This is a genomic window from Allobaculum sp., from assembly GCF_047010065.1.
GTDB classification, from domain to species: Bacteria; Bacillota_I; Bacilli_A; order Erysipelotrichales; family Erysipelotrichaceae; genus Allobaculum; species Allobaculum fili.
This window is the reverse complement of sequence record NZ_JBKXLD010000005.1, coordinates 20896-40945: the sequence shown is the minus strand read 5'-3', so window position 1 is coordinate 40945 and position 20050 is coordinate 20896. Positions and strand designations below refer to the sequence as shown.

The following is a 20050-nucleotide window of genomic DNA, read 5'->3' as shown; positions in this document are numbered from 1 at the left end:
GAAAAGTAGATTTTTGAAACAGTAAATGGAACGCTCGTTTTTATCAGTTCAATGGTTGCGTTTACTATTTCAATTCATCCAATTCACCATTTTTATATGGATTTTTTTCACTCTATTCGTTTCTTTTTAAGATTCTGATTTTTTAAGACACGTTTGGACGGCTATTCCCTGTCGCCATGTGCGGATCTGAGAGTAGCTGCTATCCTCAGATTCGTAAAAAAGCAGGATACTTTCGTTTTCTGAAAGTATCCTGCCGTATTGAAAAACTAAAATCTGTTTTTGAAGCTTACCAGGCGATGATTTCCACGCCGTCATCGTGAACCGCAATCGTATGTTCCCATTGTGCTGAGAGCTTGCCGTCATCCGTATAGGAGGTCCAGTCGTTATCAGCGTCGATGAACAGACTGCATACGCCTTCATTGATCATCGGTTCAATGGTGAACACCATTCCCGGTGCAAGAATGATGCCCGTCCCGCGTGTTCCCACATGCTGGACCATCGGATCTTCATGGAAGTCGTTGCCGACTCCGTGACCGCAGTAGTCCAGAACGACGGAATAGCCGTTGGCGTGCGCGATTTCCTGAATTGCTGCGCCGACATCTCCAAGATGTCCCCACGGCTTCACGGCCGCAATGCCTGCTTCCAGACATTCTTTCGTCACATCCACCAGCTTTTTGGCTGCCGGGCTGACTTCGCCAATGCAGAACATGCGCGATGCATCCGCATAATGGCCGTTTACGATCGTCGTGCAGTCGACGTTGACAATATCGCCGTCTTCCAGAACGGTATCGTCTGGAATGCCGTGGCAAACCTGATCGTTAATCGACGTGCAGCAGCTTTTCGGAAAGCCTTCGTAGCCCAGACAGGCCGGAATGCCGCCGTGCTCGATCGTGTAGTCATGAACCATCTTGTCAATTTCGTTGGTCGTCATGCCCGCCTTGATTTTGGACTGCACCAGGTCGAGCGCGCCGTTATTGACTTTCGCCGCTTCACGGATCCACTTCAGATCTTCTTCGGACTTGATCATTTTATGCGTGGGCACCTTGCACCCTTTTTTCTTCAGGTCCATCAGTGTCCGGTCAAACGCTTCATGACACTTTTTGTATTTCTTTCCGCTTCCGCACCAGCACGGATCGTTACGCATGGTCATGTTTAGTTCCTTCTTTCTCCATCTGAACAATCAGAATTCTGTCTTTTCCATTGATATCCTTAAGGACTGTTACTTCCGCTTCCGGGAAGAACTTGGCAGCCAGCGTTTTCAGACGATCGCCCTGGTCCCAGCCCATTTCAAAGCACATCACGCCGCCCGGATTGAGCACCTGATCCGCTTTCTGGAAAATCTTCCGGTAAAAGTAAAGGCCATCTTCGCCGCCAAACAGCGCCACGTTCGGTTCATAGTCCACAACGCTGTGATCCATTTTTTCATTTTTCGGAATATAAGGCGGATTAGACACCAGAAGGTCACAGTGCATATTGCGGGAAATAAACGGATCCAGCATATCGCCCTGTACAAAAACAACCGAACCGCCTAACCGTTCATTGTTGGCGTAGGCCGTTTCGAGGGCTTCCCGGGAAATATCGGAAGCGAACACGTCGATCTGATCGTTTTCCAGGGAAAGGGTAATTCCGATGGCGCCGCTTCCGGTGGCTACATCAAACACAACAGGGTGTTCAATCTGCTCGCACAGCACATCGCACTGAATCAGAACCTGCCCGGTCAGTTCTTCTGTTTCCGGACGGGGGATCAGCACGTTTTCATTGACGGTAAAGTCGTATCCATAAAAGTTTTCATAGCCAAGGACATAGCCGAGCGGTTCGCCTTTTTCCATGCGGTGAATCCCCTCAAGATAGTCGGTCTGAATTTCCGGATCGACTTCTTCATCCATATCCATATACAGATTGATGTCCTTTTTCTGGCAGAGCTCGTTGAGCAGAAGCATCGCCGCCTGATCGGACTGACCAGCCGCTACCATGCGATCCTTGCCTTCGCTCAGAAGATCGCGGTAACGCATCATGACAGCGATTCTCCAGCCAGCTTCGCCTGCTGGTCCGCTTTCTGCAGCGCCTGCATCAGATCTTCCAGACGGCCGTCAATAATGCGGTCGAGCTGGTTTACGGTATAGCCGATGCGATGATCGGTGACACGGTTCTGCGGATAGTTGTACGTACGAATTTTTTCCGCGCGATCGCCGGTACCGATTTTGGTCTTGCGCTCTGCCTCGTTCTTTTCGTCGATGGCGCGCTGATGTTCTTCTTTGACACGTGCAGCGATCGTTGCCAGAGCCGTCGCACGGTTTTCATGCTGGGAACGGCCGTCCTGGCATTTAACGACGATGCCGGTCGGCTTATGAATAATGCGGACAGCGGAGTCCGTTTTGTTTACGTGCTGACCGCCGGCTCCGGACGCACGCATGGTCTCGATTTCCAGATCGTTCATATCGATATCGAAATCTTCTTCATCAATTTCCGGATAGCACAGAACTGTCGCGGTCGAAGTCTGAATGCGTCCCTGCGACTCAGTCTTTGGAACGCGCTGTACACGGTGCGATCCGCTCTCATATTTCAAAGTGCCATAGGCATGCTGGCCGCTGACTTTAAAAGCAATCAGAGAATAGCCGCCGGCTTCGGATTCTTCTGCATCCGTCACTTCGACTTTCCAGCCTTTGCCTTCAGCGTACTTGGCGTACATGCGGTACAGGTCACCTGCGAAAATATTGGCTTCGTCGCCGCCGGCTGCTCCGCGGATTTCCATGAATGCGTTATGAGAATCGTTCGGATCGGTCGGAACGAGCAGAAGTTCGAGGCGAGCAATATAATCGTCAATTTTCGGTTCGAGTTCCGTGATTTCCATCTGGGCCATTTCCCGGATTTCCTTATCATGTTCTTCGAGAAGCACGCGGGCGTCCTCCAGTTCCGAAACTGCTGCTTTGTATTCGTTATAGGTTTCTACAATCGGTGTCAGTTCGTTGGCTTCCCGTCCAAGTTTGGACATCTGCCGGCGATCGCTGACAACCGTTGGATCCATCATTTTTTCATTAATCTCATCCAGACGCGCTGCAAGCCTGTCGAGACGTTCTTCCATTTTTGCCATTGTTTATCTCATCCTTCCCTCTGAGTCTGTATTCTTGTTCGTATCGTTTTCATTATAGCAAACAGCTTTTCGCTCACCCTTTGTCAAGTCTTTTATGATTTTTTTGTGCCCGCTCTGAGGTTTCGGACAATTTCCCCCTGCGCCGGGCAAGGTTGAAGCCCCTATCCGTTCCGGATAGAATAATAGGTAAGCGTTATGAATATTTCACTTTCGCTCCGCAGGATATGCGGGTAAAGGAGAACCTATGAAACATAAAGTCCGCAAAGCGGTCATTCCGGCAGCAGGTTTTGGAACGCGCTTTCTCCCGGCGACCAAGGCCATCCCGAAGGAAATGCTTCCCATCGTGGATATTCCCACGATTCAGTACATTATTGAAGAGGCCGTAAATTCCGGCATCGAAGAAATCTGCCTGATTACCAATTCCTACAAGCAGAGCATTGAAAACCATTTTGACCGCTCCTTTGAACTGGAAGAAAAGCTCAAAGCCAGCAACGATCTGGAACATCTGGAAATGATCCAGAAAATTACCGATATGGTCAACATCGTATCGGTTCGTCAGAAAACGCCAAAAGGTCTTGGCCACGCCATTCTCTGTGCCAAGAGCTTTGTCGGCAATGAACCGTTCGCCGTTCTGCTCGGCGATGACATCGTCATCAATGCCGGTGGACCAGGCGCCATTCGCCAGCTCATGGACGTGTATGAAACGACCGGATGCAGCGTTGTCGGCGTTCAGCCAGTCGCTGAAGAAAATGTCTCCAAGTACGGCATTATCGACCCGCTGGAAAAAATCGAAGACGGCCTGATGACCGTTTCCACGTTCGTTGAAAAGCCCGCGCAGGAAGACGCGCCAAGCAACATGGCCATTCTTGGCCGCTACGTTCTTGGACCGGACATTTTCGAAAAGCTCGAAACCCAGGCAGCCGGCAAAGGCAACGAAATCCAGCTGACCGATGCCATTGACCGTCTGGCCAAGGAAGATACCGTCTACGCCTGCCAGTTCGACGGCAGACGCTATGACGTCGGCGATCGCAAAGGCTTCCTCCAGGCGCAGATCGAATTCGCACTCAACCGCGACGATACGCGCGAAGCCATGGAAGACATCATTGAATCGCTCGGCTATAAGAAAGTAAGCAAGTAGCATGATCACCGATACGCATTGCCATCTTACGTGTGACGAACTGTACGAAAACGCGGTGCCGCTGATCGAAAGCGCCCTGGAACAGGGCGTAGATCTGATGATGATCATGTGCACGAACCGTAAGGAATACGACCGGGCGCTTGCGCTGAAAAAACAGTATCCCGAAAATCTGAAAGTCGCCTGGGGCTTTTTCCCTGAAGACGCCAGAGAGATCACAGAAGAAGATCTCGAAGAGCTGAGAAAAGAAGCCGCCTGCGGCAATATGGATGTTCTGGGCGAAATCGGCCTGGACTATTACTGGGACATGTCGTTTAAAGAAGAACAGAAGGCCCTCTTCAAAGCTCAGCTCGATATCGCGGCCGAAACGGGGCTTCCGGTTTCCATACATATGCGGGACGCCGCAAAGGATTCCCTGGATATTCTTAAAGCCCATGCCCGTACGCCGATCATCTTCCACTGCTATTCCGGTTCAACGGAAACCATGAGAGAAGCCCTCAAACTGGATTCCATGATTTCCTTTGCGGGACCCATCACCTTTAAAAACAATAAACAGGGGCCTGCCAATGTCATCGCCTGTCCGCCCGAAAGAATTTTAAGCGAAACCGATTCGCCGTATCTCGCCCCGGTTCCGTATCGCGGCAAGCGAAATCAGCCTGCCTATGTCAAAGCGACGCTTGAAAAAATGGCTGAGTTAAAAGAAATGGATTCCGATGATCTGGCCCGACAGATCCGCGCCAACTTCCTGTCTCTTTTTCAAAACGGATCCGAATGAACGCATTCCACAGAATGCATTCCCGCGAATCGACCATCAGAAGCCGACCGTAGCCGACAGCGGATTCGATCGTAAATTCTGGAAACAAAAAACCGCCTGACGGCGGTTTTCTTTTTGTCGATTTATATCCCGCGGAAGACTGGAGAGTTCCAGAAATCCCAGACGAGCGTTTCCAATTCGATTTGGAATTAGTGACGGTTGTCGTCTTCGTGAACGAGAGCTGTCTGCAGCGCGTAGGACAGCGATTCGTTGAGCTCAACCGCTTCGATGGCAGCAGCTGCAAGCGGAGCAACGGAAAGAACTACCATTTCATCGTACAGTTTTGCGTTTTCAGTCTGATCGATGGTGTTCGTAACGATGAATTCACTCAGGCCGGAGTTTTTCAGACGTTCAATCGCCGGTCCGGAAAGTACGCCGTGTGCGCAGGCTGCGATAACTTCTTTCGCGCCTTTTTCGTAAAGCATGTTGATGCCGCTGGTCAGTGTGCCGGCGGTATCGACCATATCATCGATGACAACTGCAACTTTTCCGTCAACTTCACCAAGCAGGTTCATGGCAACCGCAACGTTTGGTTTTGGACGACGCTTGTCAATGATGGCAACCGGAGCGCCGAGGCGGTCAGCCAGACGACGGGCACGAACGGTTCCGCCGTGGTCAGGAGAAACAACGACAACATCTTCGATGTTCAGACCTGGTTTGTGTTTGAGGTATTCACTGATCAGAGACAGCGTATTGATGTCATCTGCCGGAATATCGAAATAGCCCTGAATCTGGGCAGCATGGAGATCCATGGTGATCACGCGGTTTGCACCGGCGCGTTCAAGAAGCGAAGCCACCAGTTTGGCTGTAATCGGCTGACGCGGTTTCGCCTTGCGGTCCTGTCTGGCGTAGCCAAAATACGGAATAACACAGTTGATGGAACGAGCCGAAGCACGCTTGCAGGCATCGATACCGATCAGAAGCTCCATAAGATTGGCGTTTACCGGGCGATTGGTACTCTGTACAAAGAATACGTCTTTTCCACGTACAGACTCACCGAGTTCAACAAGAATTTCTCCATCAGCAAAATGATGAACATCACATTTTCCAAGGGGGATTTCAAGAATCTCACAGATTTCTCTGGCCAGATTGCGGCTGCTGGTCAGCGCGAATACAACGGTTGAATTTTTAAGCTCATCTTTGTTTAACATGCTTGCGTACCTGTTCCTTCCTCATTTCCTGCGGGTTCCTCATCCAGGGCATTTGAAATCATTTCGTTCTGGACTTTGCACATCTGCAGGCGGACACCATCACCGATGACACTGTCTTTAATCCAGGTCTGGGGGAAAATTTCGACATAATTGCCCAGCGCCGTTTTGCCAAGGATTTCCGTATCCGGATAAATCACGGTATCGTGACCGATTTTCACATCCTGGCCGATAACCGTTCGCTGCGGATCTACAATTTGCACGCCGGCTAACATATGTCTGCGGTTAATTCTGTCTTTCATCCAGCGATATACATCGTACAGTTCGCTGACGGTATTAATGCCCGCCATCTCATCCGGATCCGAAGCGGCAATGGCATCCACGTGCTTGCCTTTTTCATTGAGAATTCGAACCAGATCCGTCAGATAGTATTCATTCTGGGCATTATCGGTTGTCAGCTCGCTGAGCGCATCAAAAAGATCTCGGTTGTTAAAGCAGTAAACGCCCGCGTTGATCTCTCGGATTTCTTTCTGCTCGGGAGTGCAGTCGCGAGCTTCGACGATCTCTTTTACCGCACCGGTTTCATTGCGGACAACTCTTCCGTAATTTCCGCCCTCTTCCAGTATGGCACTCAGAAGAACAAGAGCCTTTCCCTGTGCTTGGTCATAAAGCATTTCGAGGGTTTCCGGCTGGAGACAGGGGACATCTCCATTCATGACGAGCGTATAGCCGTCTTCGTCCTTGAGGGCCGAAACCTGCATGACCGCATGTCCGGTTCCGAGCTGCTCCTTCTGCAGCGCAAACTCTTCTTCGGGGAAAGCGTCCATTAAGGACTGTGCCTGATAGCCGGCAACAATGACAATCCTCTCTGCGCCTGCTTTTTTCAGCGCGCCAAGAGGATAAGCCAGAATCGGTCGGTCAATCAGATCATGCATTACTTTGTTTTTTTCCGACTTCATCCGGGTTCCTTTGCCGGCAGCCAGAATAATCGCATTCCGTTTTGTCATGGGACCACCTTTCGCAGGTATTCTAACACATCCCCGACATTCCTCCTCTTTGTTCAGGTTTTTTAGACAAAATCAAAAATGGCTTTTGATAAAACAGCAGATTCTCCTCAAAGCGTCTTCAAAAGGACCATGTCTGCGGCATGCCGGCATGGAAAAAGCCGGAAAAGCGATGACAATTTCGCTTTTTCCGGCTTTTCAAACGGTTCTGGAGCCGATCCGACGGACTTTCTTTTTCCGTCCGAACCGATCGCATTAATCAATGGAATCGTATTCGCTCTGCAGCTCGTTGATCTTGTTGTTCTTGTTATTGATTTCGGTTTCTACCGGGGAAGCTTCTGCCACAATCGCCTGCCAGTCGTTGTAGGCCGAATCCATTGCGGACTTCGCATCCGATTCGGAGCGCTGGGCATCGATCAGCGTATTGGTCGCGGAAGAAAGCTGGCTGTTGAGCGAATTGACGCTGTCGAGATCTTTCTGAAGGCTATTGATCTGCGACTGCAGCTGCTCTTTGTCCGCACCTGAACCGCCAGTATCCGATCCGTCGCCGGCATTAATGGCGTTGATCTGATCCTGGAGATCCTTGATCTGAGCACGAATACTGTCCGCGCTTGGATAGCTGTTCAGATCGTCCTGAATCTGATTGACTTTGCTCTGGGCTGTGTTTGTGGCCTGAACTGCCTGATCGTACGCATTCTTTTTGGAGTTGTACGTGTTTTCCGCATCGTTCTTTCGCTTATTGATACCGTCCAGCTTGCCCTGCAGAACCGCCACGTCGCCGCTGAGCGACTCGATTTCATCGCGGAGTTCCGCTTTTCGTTCCGCGTTTTTCACATCGGAGTTGGAAGAAGAAGGCTTCTGCTGAGCGCCGGCTTCAGCAAGCAGTTCATCAAACGTCTTGGACGTTCTCGCCAGCAGCTGTTCATTGATTTTTCGCTTTTCATCTTCGGAAAGCTTGTCATACACGGAACGGAAATCCAGAACCTGCTGCTTGTTGTCATCGGTAAGGCCGTTAAAGCTTTCTGCCCAGCTAAGGAGGTCGTTGTAGCCTTTGCTGGTCTGGGTCTGCGCGCCGGAGTTCATAAAATGAACCGCCATGTAGCCGCCGACCGAAACCACAGCGATCGCCAGCGCGATACCAGCAATAATGCCGACGGTCCTCATATTGTTTTTCGATTTTTTACGTGAATGCGAAGAGCGGGAAGGCGCCGGACGCGAAGAGCCGCGGGAATCGTGGTGACGGACTCTTACATGACGGTCTTCTTCATCGTAGTCGTCATAATCGTCCTCTTCGTCGTCGTACGAATCGTCATAGTCGTCGTAATCGTCGTCTTCGTCCTCGCGTACGTATTCCCGGTGAAGGAGCGGTTCATCTTTTTCCAGCAGACCGGCGATTTCATCGCTGTGCATCGTTACCGGTTTGGTCTGACCGATTTCGTCTTCTTCTGCCGGCGCAGCGCCGTTAAACACGCGCGTCTGCTCGCCCGGCTGAGCCGGAGCGCTCTGCGGCGCGCCAAACTCGCGGGTCATCCCCGCATTCTGGGCATACTGGTCTTCCGCCGAAGGGGCGGTTTCTTCTTTGGACGCAAAAAACGAATCGGATCCGTTTGGCGCACTGCCAGGCTTTTCTGTATAGATCACCTGGGGCGTTCCATTTTTCGCCGCTTCGTTTTCCGAACGCGCTTTATTGCGTGCGGCCGACGAATACGTCTGCTGGAACTGTTCCGATGTTTCTCTTGCCCGCTGAATGCGTTCAATCCGTTCTTTGTTCCGCGCAAAATCATCCATCTTTTTTTCAATTTCTTCGTTTCCGCTCAATGAATCCAGCAGGGAATCAAAATTATCATCACGGTTCTGATCGCTCATTGAAAAACCCCCCTTTATATTCCGGGTGCATGATCCGACAGCCGGTCTGCACGCCTTTGTTCTGTATCTTCTATGAAATCGATGTGTTCGAAATACGGAAAGGCTTTCGCGCTCTCCTGACTCTGTATACAGGTACCCCTTTTAGTTTATTGTACTGAATTTGCGCCTTTATCCTGCCGTTCAACCCTAAAGAAAAATCATTGTGGGTTATTCGCTTTCTTTTAGAATGTCGACCCGGATTTTGGCGGCAGAGGCTTTCTTTATAATGCCTGATTCTTTCTTCGGCTTCTCTAAAAGTTCTGCTAACATTTGCCTTCCCCCTGCATAAATCTCGGAAAAACGGATAGAAACGATGCCCGATTTGGATGAAAAACCGATTAAAGACGAAGTACAGACGATCGTATTATCATTTCCTTTTTGCATTTTGTTTACGCCTGCCCGTCAAAAAAGCCGGATCTGCGTCCGGCTTTTCTGTACGATCGCCACTTCTGAGTCCTGTCGGATGCGCTATTGAGCGGATGCTCCGATTGATCGTTTATCCCGCTGCTCGATCTGTCATCCTGTCTTTTTCCCTTCACCTTTTAAGACAGCGCTTCAGATGCTTTCGGTCGGCATCTTCTTTCTTCTGCATCAGGATCCAGATTTCCCGGCAGTCGTTATCTTCGAGGATTTCCTCGATTTGCGCATACGAAAGTCCCGTATAGCTTAAGGCTGTATAGAAAGTCGAAGGCCGCTTTCGTCGGCCTGTCTTTAACCGGCGCTTTTGCGCCAGCCGGTTCTGCCACAACAGCGCGCGCCGTCCAAAAAACGCTTCAAAAACCTGCGTGGAACACGCTTCTGCCTCAGCCACGCGAACCGGACGCCGGCAAAGCGCAGAAAGTTCGTCTTCGTGGCCATCGAGAAAACCGGAGGCGGCTTCCAGATCGCCGTTTTGCAAAATTCTTCGCAGAATGCGGTCGCATTCGCTGTTTCGATAGTACAAAATGCGCAGACGGCGCCCTTTTTTACGGATATCGATATTGGCCGTTTCCCGTAAAGCCGCGCACTGCGGGCAGAGCGCATCCGGTCCTCTTAAAAGAAACGGGAGCGTTTCGCAGCCGGAAAATTCTGATCCGCACCAGAGACAGAATTCATGTAGCGCAGCTGGCGAATGCAGGCATCGAGCGCTCTGGAGGGCGATTCGATTAAGGCGATTCCTTCGCCGGAGGGATCTTTGAAGCTTCTCCCGGCGCGCCCGAAGATCTGAATCAGAGAGGCGCTGGTGAACACCGGATGATCGGCCCGGTACACCGCGACCTGGACGGAGGGAACGGTGATTCCCCGTTCGAGAAGAGTTGTACATATGAGAACCATCGTCTTTCGGGCATGAAATTCAGCCATGACTTCATCTTTGTTTTTCGTTTTGGAATGAATAACAGAGCAGGGAAAAAACAGACGGATGACCGGCTTCATCCAGCGGGTATCCGCAATACGGGGGACAAAAAGCAGAACCTGCTTGCCGTTTTGAATGTACCGGCGGCAGTACGCGATTAAAATCAGCACCTGCTTCAGCTTCGATCCTCGTTTCACGACAGGAACGCAAAGCGGATGACGATGGGGCCGCAAGAAGAGATTGACCATTTCCATCTCACCCCGTTCGATGGCTTCCAGACTTTTCGCGTCCGGTGTGGCTGACAGCAGCATGCGCTGCCCGATACAGCTTTGGAGGGCGATCGCTTCCAGCACTTCGTTTCCTGCATACGGAAACGCGTCGAGTTCATCCAGAATGAGCAGATCGAAGCTGTAGGGGAAACGGTAAAGCTGATGCGTCGTGCACACGATCAGATCGCCGTCCGTTTCATCAGTAAAGCCCTCGCAGATCTGAACGATGTGCAGCTCCGGAAAGTTTTTGCGAAGCCGTTCGGCGATTTCCATCACCACCTGACGGCGGGAAATCGCAAAGCACACTTTCTTGCCCTGGGCCAGATACGCGCAGATGCTTTCAAGCGTCAGTTCCGTTTTTCCGCATCCAGCTGCCGCGTACACGAGCAGATCCCGATGGCTCTGCAAAATGGAAAGCGATCGGGCGGATGCTTCTTTCTGCAGCGGCGTCAGTTCAAATTCCAGAACCGGCTTTCCTTTCCACACACGATGGGACAGACTGGGCGCCTGTGGTTTCTGTCCGGCTTTCAGCGCGCCAAAATCCAGACATTTGCGGCAGTACCAGAAACCGTCATGGAAAAAGAAAAGCTTCGGATCCCGGTTGTGGCAGCGCAGACATTCCCGTCTGGGACTTTCTTCCTTCTTTGAAATCCGCTGAGCGGAATGCGTCGTCTGATTTTTGAATGGGTCATTTTCCATATTCTGTTTCCGCCTTTTCCAGTACTGCCAGTCGAACGGTCCGTCCGAGGACTGGATCTCCTGCTGTCTGGATATACGAAAGAAAGTCATCCGAATAAAGACGAGAACAAAGACCAAAGAAAACGCAGGCAAAAGAAAGCACAGACAAAAGAAAAACGGAAAAAGAACCGCGCTAAACTTCATCGACACATAATAAAAAAGCGCTCGTTATGAGCGCCTTGTGTGCAAAATGATCCTGAAACAGCGTTAAGCTTATTTCTTGTCGTTGCGTCCGTATTTTCTGTTGAACTTTTCAATACGTCCCTGGGCAGCCGCGAAACGCTGACGGCCTGTGTAGAACGGATGGCAGTTGCTGCAGGTATCTACGCGAAGGGTGTCACCTTTGATGGTGGAGCCGCTTTCGAATGTGTTACCGCAGGAAGAGCATACAACAGTTACGGTATGGTAATCAGGATGGATTCCCTTTTTCATCGCCATATCCTCCTTCCGCCTTAAATCAGGTGCTGATTTAAAGTAAGTGCCTATGCATTATAGCAATCCCCAATTTCCATCGCAACCCGGAAAACAATTTCTCTTTTTTTCCGTCATTATGCCGTATTTATCCCGTTTTTTTTGGTTTGTATAGAAGACCTGCGTGAAAAAAACACAGCCGGTCAGTTGGTGTCAGATGTGATTCGAATGGCAATATGCGACAATTGGAAAGACATACCGGACATAATGAATGTCCAGTTCATACAGAATTTCTTCCGCTCCATTAAGCGCAGACCCTTCTGTCTAACCGGTTTATTCCCTGCCCTGCTTCTTTATTTTCCATGAAGAAGGCGGCAGTCAAATATAAGGAGAGTATTCATGAACCCGTTATCGCATTCCCATTATGACTATCTGATTGTCGGCGCCGGCCTGTACGGTGCTGTATTTGCCCGCCAGGCTTACGATGCCGGCAAGAAGGTTCTCGTTCTCGAACGTCGTCCTCATATTGCCGGAAACGTGTATACCCGTCTTGACCATAACATTCATGTCCACGAATACGGTGCACACATTTTCCATACGGACAATGAAGAAGTCTGGAACTACATCAATCGCTTTGCCCGCTTCAGCCGCTACACCCACAGCGTCATCGCCAACTTTAAAGGCGAGATGTATTCCCTGCCTTTCAATATGTATACCTTCAATAAAATGTGGGACGTCCGCACCCCGAAGGAAGCCAGAGCCATGATCGAAAAGCAGCGTCAGGAAATCACCGGCGAACCGAAAAACCTGGAAGAGCAGGCGATTTCTCTGGTCGGACGCGATGTCTTTGAAAAACTCGTAAAAGGCTACACGGAAAAACAGTGGGGCCGCGACTGCAAAGATCTGCCGCCCTTTATCATCCGCCGTCTTCCGGTACGTCTGACGTATGACAACAGATATTTCAATGCGCTCTATCAGGGCATTCCGCAGGGCGGCTATACCGATCTTGTCGGACGCATGCTCGAAGGCGTGGACGTGCTCACGAATACCGATTATCTGAAGGCCCGTGAAAAATGGGACGCGCTTGCCGATCGGATTGTTTACACCGGTGCGATTGATGAATTTTTCGATTATTCCCTCGGCCATCTCGAATACCGTTCCGTCCGTTTTGAAATGGAAACGCTCGATGAACCGGATTTTCAGGGAACTTCGGTTGTGAACTACACCGATCGCGAAACGCCTTTTACCCGCATTCTCGAATTCAAGCATTTCGAAGATCTCGGCAGCGATTGCACCATCATCGCCCGCGAGTATTCCAGCGAATGGAAGCCAGGTGATGAACCGTACTACCCCATCAATGATGAAAAGAACGGTACGCTCTATGCCCGCTACAAAGAACTGGCGAATACGCGCAAGAATGTTCTTTTTGGCGGCCGTCTTGGCGAATACCGTTACTACGACATGGACGGTGTTATTGCCTCTGCTCTGGATGCAGCCAGAAAGGAACTGGCTTAATTTTCAGATCTTCAAACTTTCCAGACTCTGTATATGGCTTTGCCTGCACAGAGTCCATTTTTCTGGAACGCAAGTAATTATTTCGATCTCAGGTTTGAACTGGAGAATCAGGATCTGTTTGCGCGCGCGCCGACAGATCACTAGTATGAAACTATGAACCAGCTTGAAAAAATCAAAGGTCATCTGCTTACCATTAACGATCATAAGCTTCGGGTCATGGAACTGTGTTTTCGCTGCGGCCTGTATAAACAGGGCCTGCTTCATGATCTGTCCAAATACACTCCCGTCGAACTCAAAACCGGCTTTCGCTATTACCAGGGCTACCGCTCCCCAATCAATGCCCAGAAGGAAACAGAAGGCTATTCCTTTTCCTGGCTCCATCACAAGGGAAGAAATCCGCATCACTGGGAATTCTGGATGGATAACGGACCGCACGGAATGGTTCCTCGCGCGATGGAATTTAACTACGTTGTCGAGATGTTCTGCGATCGCGCAGCCGCTTCCCAGACGTATCTCAAGGATAAGTATCGCGACGACAGTCCCCTGCAGTATTTTGAAAACAATCTTTCCAGCACAGTTTTTCATCCCGACACCGAACGCCAGATCCGATATCTTCTGACCTATCTGGCCGAACACGGCATGGATAAAACGATTTTGCGCATCCGCTTTTTACTGAACCGCTGGCGCCATACTGGCGATCCCGGAATCTGAGTTTTCCGTAATTTTCAGGCTAGCAATTAAGGAATCAGTTCTTGTTGTCCTGAAGCCGGAAACTTCCGGATGTTCGCATTCCGTATCAAACAAAACCAGCTGACGCAGCTTCAAAATGCGCCAGCCGGTTTGCTTTCCAGGAATCGATTTTCGGTTATTCAAAATCAGTCCTGTTCTTTGGTCCTGCGATCCGCTTTTTCAACCGGAACAATTTCATCAGCAACCGCATGCTGGAAAGCCAGATCGTGTTCAACCAGCAGCATCGCTGGGTGATATTCCTGAATCAGCGCTTCGATCTGCTCGCGCGATTCAATATCGATATAGTTGAGCGGTTCATCCCATATGTAGAGATGCGCGCTTTCGCACAGACTGCGGGCAATCAGCACTTTCTTCTTCTGCCCCGCTGAGAAATCTTCCATGCGTACTTCAAACTGAGTCCGGTCAAATCCGAGCTTGCGCAGGATGGATTTAAACAGACTTTCGTCAATTTTCGATTCTTCCGCAAATTCGCGCAGCGTTCCCTTTAAAAAGGAAGAATCCTGCGGAACCCAGGAAATGATCAGACGAGAAGGACTGAACAGCTCGCCCGTATACGTAACTCCTCCTTCGCGGATCAGTTTGAGAAGGGTAGATTTGCCTGAACCGTTCGAGCCGTCGAGTACAATGCGGTCGCCTTCATGAAGGGTAAAGCTGACCGGCTTGTTGACGGGTCGGGAATCATAAAAGCAGACCACATCATGCGCCGAAATCAGGGTGCCATGCAAATCGTTCCTTGGCGAAAGACGAAGCGATTCGCTCTCTTCAAAATCCTGAAGCAGAGCGGATTTTTCTTCGATGGCTTTCTGGCGGCGGCGTTCAATCGATTTCGAACGCTTCATCATCTTGGCTGCCCGATGACCGATAAAGCCGCGGTCAACTGGAGCGTTTCCGTATTTGGACGCTTCAATGCGACCTGACCAGTCGGCGCTTTGCCGACTGCTTTTCTGCATGGCGGAAATTTCTTTTTTCAGACGGGTGTTGCGGGCATCTTCCGTATTCTGCCGGCTGATGAAATCGGATTTCCAGCTTGAATAGCTTCCTTTGACCAGTTCTACGCTCGACCGGTTGATGGCCAGCACATGATCCGTACAGCCATCGAGCAGTACACGGTCATGACTGACCAGAATAAAGCCATGCTTATCGTGCAGATAGGCAGAAAGAACCTGACGGCCGACGGTATCCAGGTGGTTGGCCGGTTCATCAATCAGAAGACACTTTCCTTCGTTTAAAAAGAGAGCCGCAAGCTGTACTTTTGTTTTCTCGCCATAGGAAAGGGTCGAGTAAATCCTCCACAAAATATCTTCATCCAGCTTGAGGGCATTCAGCTCCCGGACAAATTCCCACTGCTGTGGCTGCGGGGCAATTTCCTGCAGCACATCCGCGACCAGCTGTTCTTCTTCCGATACTGGACACGGAAAGTACGCAAATTCCACGGGGGAAGAAATGGTACCGGATCCGTGCAGTTCTCCCAGCAAAAGTCTCAACAGTGTCGTTTTTCCCCGGCCGTTTCGTGCACAAAGCGCCAGGTTCCAGCGGGGATCAAGATCCGCATTGAAATGTTCAAATACCGGTTCAGCCCCATTTTCATAGCTGAACGTCAAATCACGAATCTGAATCATAGACATATGCATTCCTCCTTAAACTTTTACACAGGCGAATTTGAAACATTCCGAACTCGCAAAAAGACCGCAGGAAATCTCCCGCGGTCTTGCAAGTCATAAAAAAGAATTCATAGTCTGCCTGTTCAAAAAAAACAGGCAATTCAAATATTTAGACCGGACAGTGGATGGTTTCCTGCTTCCAGGCACAGTCCGATACAAAATGTCATTGCGCCATCCGGCCATGACAAAACAGATCAGGAACATGCTTGGATTAACGTACTTTGCAGGAAATAGAATTCATCCTCTCACCAGGCCTTTCTGTCTGTTCATACCGAGTTAACCACAGTCGAAAACAGATTTCTACCCGCATGTCGTAAAAAAGAAGGGAAAACGGAAGAAAACGAGAAAGCTCTGACCGGATCTGGAGGTTTTCCAGTCGGTCAGAGCTTTCTTTTCTGGTTTTTTGTTTTCAATTTTTCTCGGGAATTACTCTTCTTCGGTTTCGGTCAGCGAAAGAAGTTCAAGAATCCGGGTCAGATCGTTATTGTCTTCGAAATGAATATCAATGGAATGGGCGCGGATTTTTACCGAAGTCTGGAAGTAGCCTTCCAGCTGATTTGCGGCTTCCTGAATAAAGAGACTTTCCTTGTGGGCTTTCTCTTTTTCTTCTTTTGTTTCTTCCCCGTCTGGATCCAGATCCGCATTTTTTCTTTCGTGAGCGTCTTTCTGCTCGATGACCTGACGGACTTTGGATTCCATCGTACGAACGGACCAGCCCTGTTCAAACGCATCGTGCGCGAGCCGGGTCATTTTGCTTTTTTCCTTTAAGGGAAGGAGGGCGCGGACATGACCCATGGACAGCTTTTTGTCGACGACCATCTGAGACACTTCGTCCGGGAGTTTAAGCAGACGCAGCAGATTGGCAATATGTTCACGGCTTTTGCCGACACGGGCAGCCAGCTGTTCCTGGGTGTAATGCAGACTTTTGATCAGCTGATCATAGGCTTTGGCTTCTTCAATGACATTCAGGTTTTCGCGCTGAATGTTTTCCAGCAGCGAAATTTCCATCATCTGCTGATCATCGAAATCCACAATAATGGCCGGAATCGTCTCCTGATTGGCCAGACGGCTGGCGCGCAAACGGCGTTCACCGGCGATCAGTTCGTAGCCCGAAATGCTTTTCTTGACCAGAACCGGCGTGAAAACGCCGTGTTCGGCAATGGAAGCAGCCAGTTCTTCGAGCGCGGTCTGATCAAAGACTTTTCGCGGCTGATATGGATTGGGGCGAATCTGACTGAGCGGAAGGCGGAGCGGTTCGCTGACCTGGGCGGCCGGCTGATTCTGTCCGTTCTGGATGTCGTCGAGCATCTGCGTGATATCGCCGCCGAAAATCGAAGAGAGGCCTTTGCCGAGATGACTGCTGTCTTTACTCATGCTTCATCTACCTCTTCAATGTGCAGCATTTCGCGGGTCAGAGCCGCATAGGCTTTGGCCCCCTTGCACTTTGTATCGTATTCGAAAATGGATACGCCACGGCTGGGCGCTTCGGAAAGCTTAACGTTGCGGGGAATGGAATTCTGATAGACCAGACGGCCGAACGTCTGGCGAACTTCCTGAGAAACATCGACCGAAAGGCGGGTACGGTAGTCAAACATCGTCATCAGAATGCCTTCAATGCTCAGATTGGGGTTGCTAGTCTTCTGAACCAGGCGGATCGTCAGCAGCAGCTGCGTCACCCCTTCCAGCGCGTAGTATTCGCACTGTACCGGAATCAGAACGCTGTCGGCCGCCGTCAGGGCGTTCGTATTGAGAAGGCCGAGTGAAGGCGGACAGTCGATGATGATGAAATCGTAGTCGTCGCGCAGCGGATCCAGAACGTTTTTCAGCAGCTGTTCCTTTCCGGTTTTCAGTCGATCCATGACCAGATCGGCACCGGCCAGCGAAATGTTGGCCGGAAGGATATCGATATTCGTCTTTTCGCCATGCACGATCGCATCGCGAACGGGATATTCTTCAAGCAGGACGTTGTAAATGGTCGGCTGCTGATTGGACTTCACCGCATTGAGCCCCTGCGAGGCGTTTCCCTGCGAATCGAAATCCACCAGCAGGACGTCCAAGCCCAGATAGGACAGGGCGCTGGACAGATTGATGGCGGTCGTCGTTTTTCCGACACCGCCTTTCTGATTGGAAATTGCGATAATTTTAGCCATTCGTCACCTCGAGCGGTTTTTTCTTAATCGTTCCGTACGGACGGGGATATTTTGCGGGAACTTTTCCCGTCTTTTTAAAATAAAAATTGATGCGGGTTCCTTCATCGTTGCCCAGTTCAAATTCTTCTTCATGGTCGAGCACAACCGGCAGCGCCTTTAAAGCCGGAGCCGCATTTTTGAGCTCTTCTTTTCCATTTGCGCCTTTGAGCGCGATAAAGGTACCGGAATCGTTCACCAGCGGGACGCAGAGCTCGAGCAGAATCGAAAGACGCGCGACGGCACGTGCCGAAACCGCGTCAAACTGTTCGCGATGCTCCTTCACAAAGTCTTCGGCCCGCGCGTTGACGATTTCTACGTTATCCAGATGAAGCTGGTTTTTGACTTCATTCAGAAAACGGCAGCGCTTGGCGAGCGGTTCCACTAAAACAAAAGAACGATTCGGCCAGGCAATGGCTAAAGGAATGCCGGGGAAGCCGGCACCGGAACCGACGTCGCAGAGCGTCTGGAACGATGTATGTAAAAACGGGACAACGGAGTCGTAAAAATGCTTCTGCCAGATTTCACTGTCATCGGTAATGGCAGTCAGATTCATTTTCTGATTCCACTCCTGAATCAGGTGAAGATACGTTTCAAATTGACCGAGCTGTTCTGCGGACAGATTCAGTCCTTTGGCAGCCAGTTCGTTTTTAAAAGAGTCTTTATTCATAAATTCAGTATACCCATCCGGATTAGGCCGGGCAATCTGGGCCCCTGACGGAGAACAAAGCCCGTTTTTCCAGAGCCGGCCGGTCAGGAAAATATACGAGATTTGCCGCCGAGAGGCAAACCGCAGGAGACTATCCTTGTACAGGAGGCTTTTTATTCGCAAACAAAGCGGACTTTTAGGCCATAATCCTTACGGTTTTTGTCACCGCTTTCAAAATTTAATCTATTAAAATACGGTTTAGTTATCGTCATTTTCTCGGTTTGTGCTCAGAATTTGCTTATTTATTTTTCTTAATTTTTTTCCTAAAGCGTTACATTTTACTTTTCAAGTATAATAACTACGCATTCACCTGCTTGGAAGATGCAAAACGCTGCAGGCAAAGAACAGGCGCCCATTTTTCTCATATCTTACAATTCCTGTTTCCCTGCATCCCTCAATTTTATAGAGACAGACAGTTAAGGAGGCGAAAGCAGATATGTCAGATCCAGTAAAAAACAATTCTTCGAATCGGGAAAAAAGCGGTGCCGAATCCGCACGTACCAGAAGTACGAACGAGAACTCCGCAGGGAAAATGCCCCGCAAGCGGAAAAAGCATTCTCTCAGTTTTAACGCCGTTCTCATGCTGGTCATTCTGGCTGTCGGACTGGTCGCAGGCGTCGGCCTTACGAAATTTTTTCAGGTTACAGACCGGTACGAGCAGAAGTCGACAACCCTTTCCAATGTTTTCGCAGAGTCCAACGACATCGTGACCTGCTACAACTACTACACCGGCATTGGAAAAATTGAAGGGTCCAAGCAGTTTCAGGAATGGAACATCCCCTTTACCGGAAAACGGCTGCTCTATACGTTCCAGGGAAAAGCCCTGCTTGGCATCAACGGAAAGAAGATTGAAGTCGACACGGACGAAGAAAACAAAATCATTCATGTGCACTGCCCGGCCATTCAGATTCTTTCCAACGAAATCGATCCAGGATCGATCGAAGTGTATGACGCGAGCAACAACATCTTCAATCCGCTGACCGCTGAAGAAATCTATGACAATCTTGAAGTGGAAAAGTCAAAGCAGGAAGAAGAAATGCTTTCCAACGGAGCCATTGAAGCCGCGGAAAGCAACGCCAAATCCGCGCTGACCGATATTCTCCGGCTTTCCGGAAAAGTAGACGGCTATACGATTGAAGTCACCGTAGAACCGACCGATCTGCTCACCGACCGCAGCGACATTCTTACCGACAGCGGCGAGAAGAGCTTTCCAAAAGACGCAGACGAAGCCAACTCGATCTTAGAATCGGCAGCCAGATAGATCCGCAAAAACCGGAGGCTCTTACAGAAAGCCGCACCGGCTTTGCTTATTAAAACAGGAAACATAAAGAACGGAGCTGTTCTTCTCAGGTGGAAGAGCAGCTCCGTTTATTTATCTGAT

At 50.0% G+C, this 20050-nt stretch carries 19 protein-coding genes; 5 read left to right on the top strand and 14 right to left on the bottom strand.

Annotated features, from left to right (window positions below; genetic code table 11):
* Positions 1 to 286: 286 nt before the first annotated feature.
* The 3 genes from ACLUYS_RS01100 to prfA are packed head-to-tail and all read right to left on the bottom strand — an operon-like array spanning position 287 to position 3091.
* A complete protein-coding gene (locus ACLUYS_RS01100; protein ID WP_230266996.1) occupies positions 287 to 1150 on the bottom strand; it encodes a methionyl aminopeptidase in 864 nt (287 codons plus the stop codon).
* A complete protein-coding gene (prmC, locus tag ACLUYS_RS01095) occupies positions 1137 to 2015 on the bottom strand; it encodes a peptide chain release factor N(5)-glutamine methyltransferase (RefSeq protein WP_230266995.1) in 879 nt (292 codons plus the stop codon). Before prmC ends, ACLUYS_RS01100 begins: the two co-directional genes overlap by 14 nt.
* Complete coding sequence (gene prfA, locus ACLUYS_RS01090; protein ID WP_412658701.1) at positions 2012 to 3091, bottom strand: peptide chain release factor 1; 1080 nt, start codon at positions 3089 to 3091, stop codon at positions 2012 to 2014. The genes prmC and prfA overlap by 4 nt, the downstream gene beginning before the upstream one ends.
* A gap of 244 nt (positions 3092 to 3335) precedes the next feature.
* Here prfA and galU point away from each other — a divergent pair, with 244 nt between their 5' ends.
* Positions 3336 to 4229, top strand: a complete 894-nt coding sequence (galU, locus tag ACLUYS_RS01085) for a UTP--glucose-1-phosphate uridylyltransferase GalU (RefSeq protein WP_288339825.1) — start codon at positions 3336 to 3338, stop codon at positions 4227 to 4229.
* A 1-nt stretch (position 4230) separates the two neighbouring features.
* The gene (locus tag ACLUYS_RS01080; RefSeq protein WP_230266992.1) at positions 4231 to 5001 is read left to right on the top strand and encodes a TatD family hydrolase; all 771 of its coding nucleotides are present in this window, start codon (positions 4231 to 4233) and stop codon (positions 4999 to 5001) included.
* A gap of 188 nt (positions 5002 to 5189) precedes the next feature.
* Here the strand turns inward: ACLUYS_RS01080 and ACLUYS_RS01075 are convergent, their stop codons facing one another.
* The 7 genes from ACLUYS_RS01075 to rpmE all read right to left on the bottom strand — a co-directional run bounded on the left by ACLUYS_RS01075 (position 5190) and on the right by rpmE (position 11869).
* The gene (locus ACLUYS_RS01075; RefSeq protein WP_412658700.1) at positions 5190 to 6191 is read right to left on the bottom strand and encodes a ribose-phosphate diphosphokinase; all 1002 of its coding nucleotides are present in this window, start codon (positions 6189 to 6191) and stop codon (positions 5190 to 5192) included.
* Positions 6185 to 7195: a bifunctional N-acetylglucosamine-1-phosphate uridyltransferase/glucosamine-1-phosphate acetyltransferase gene (locus tag ACLUYS_RS01070; RefSeq protein WP_412658699.1), complete on the bottom strand. Its 1011-nt coding sequence runs from the start codon at positions 7193 to 7195 to the stop codon at positions 6185 to 6187. The genes ACLUYS_RS01075 and ACLUYS_RS01070 overlap by 7 nt, the downstream gene beginning before the upstream one ends.
* A 252-nt stretch (positions 7196 to 7447) precedes the next feature.
* Positions 7448 to 9058, bottom strand: coding sequence for a hypothetical protein (locus ACLUYS_RS01065; RefSeq protein ID WP_230266989.1), 1611 nt, complete (start codon positions 9056 to 9058; stop codon positions 7448 to 7450).
* Between the two features lie 207 nt (positions 9059 to 9265).
* A complete protein-coding gene (locus ACLUYS_RS01060) occupies positions 9266 to 9481 on the bottom strand; it encodes a hypothetical protein (protein WP_230266988.1) in 216 nt (71 codons plus the stop codon).
* Positions 9482 to 9632: 151 nt separating this feature from the next.
* Positions 9633 to 10040: a hypothetical protein gene (locus ACLUYS_RS01055; RefSeq protein WP_230266987.1), complete on the bottom strand. Its 408-nt coding sequence runs from the start codon at positions 10038 to 10040 to the stop codon at positions 9633 to 9635.
* An 89-nt stretch (positions 10041 to 10129) separates the two neighbouring features.
* Entirely contained in the window at positions 10130 to 11398 is a 1269-nt protein-coding gene (locus ACLUYS_RS01050) for a helicase-related protein (RefSeq protein WP_230266986.1), read from the bottom strand.
* Between the two features lie 252 nt (positions 11399 to 11650).
* The gene (gene rpmE / locus ACLUYS_RS01045; RefSeq protein WP_288876027.1) at positions 11651 to 11869 is read right to left on the bottom strand and encodes a 50S ribosomal protein L31; all 219 of its coding nucleotides are present in this window, start codon (positions 11867 to 11869) and stop codon (positions 11651 to 11653) included.
* A 378-nt stretch (positions 11870 to 12247) separates the two neighbouring features.
* Here rpmE and glf point away from each other — a divergent pair, with 378 nt between their 5' ends.
* Both glf and ACLUYS_RS01035 read left to right on the top strand, forming a co-directional pair.
* A complete protein-coding gene (glf, locus tag ACLUYS_RS01040; protein WP_230266984.1) occupies positions 12248 to 13363 on the top strand; it encodes a UDP-galactopyranose mutase in 1116 nt (371 codons plus the stop codon).
* A 153-nt stretch (positions 13364 to 13516) separates the two neighbouring features.
* Positions 13517 to 14074 carry a DUF5662 family protein gene (locus tag ACLUYS_RS01035; protein WP_230266983.1) on the top strand — a complete coding sequence of 186 codons (558 nt, stop codon included), beginning with the start codon at positions 13517 to 13519 and terminating at the stop codon, positions 14072 to 14074.
* Positions 14075 to 14238: 164 nt separating this feature from the next.
* Here ACLUYS_RS01035 and abc-f read toward each other — a convergent pair whose 3' ends face one another.
* From abc-f to rsmG, 4 genes are all read right to left on the bottom strand, one after another.
* Entirely contained in the window at positions 14239 to 15738 is a 1500-nt protein-coding gene (gene abc-f / locus ACLUYS_RS01030) for a ribosomal protection-like ABC-F family protein (RefSeq protein ID WP_412658697.1), read from the bottom strand.
* Between the two features lie 462 nt (positions 15739 to 16200).
* A complete protein-coding gene (locus ACLUYS_RS01025) occupies positions 16201 to 17148 on the bottom strand; it encodes a ParB/RepB/Spo0J family partition protein (protein WP_230266981.1) in 948 nt (315 codons plus the stop codon).
* The gene (locus tag ACLUYS_RS01020) at positions 17145 to 17924 is read right to left on the bottom strand and encodes a ParA family protein (RefSeq protein WP_230266980.1); all 780 of its coding nucleotides are present in this window, start codon (positions 17922 to 17924) and stop codon (positions 17145 to 17147) included. The genes ACLUYS_RS01025 and ACLUYS_RS01020 overlap by 4 nt, the downstream gene beginning before the upstream one ends.
* Positions 17917 to 18630, bottom strand: a complete 714-nt coding sequence (gene rsmG / locus ACLUYS_RS01015; protein ID WP_288339839.1) for a 16S rRNA (guanine(527)-N(7))-methyltransferase RsmG — start codon at positions 18628 to 18630, stop codon at positions 17917 to 17919. Before rsmG ends, ACLUYS_RS01020 begins: the two co-directional genes overlap by 8 nt.
* Before the next feature lie 475 nt (positions 18631 to 19105).
* Here rsmG and ACLUYS_RS01010 point away from each other — a divergent pair, with 475 nt between their 5' ends.
* Entirely contained in the window at positions 19106 to 19930 is an 825-nt protein-coding gene (locus ACLUYS_RS01010) for a DUF4230 domain-containing protein (RefSeq protein WP_288340396.1), read from the top strand.
* Positions 19931 to 20050 lie beyond the last annotated feature (120 nt).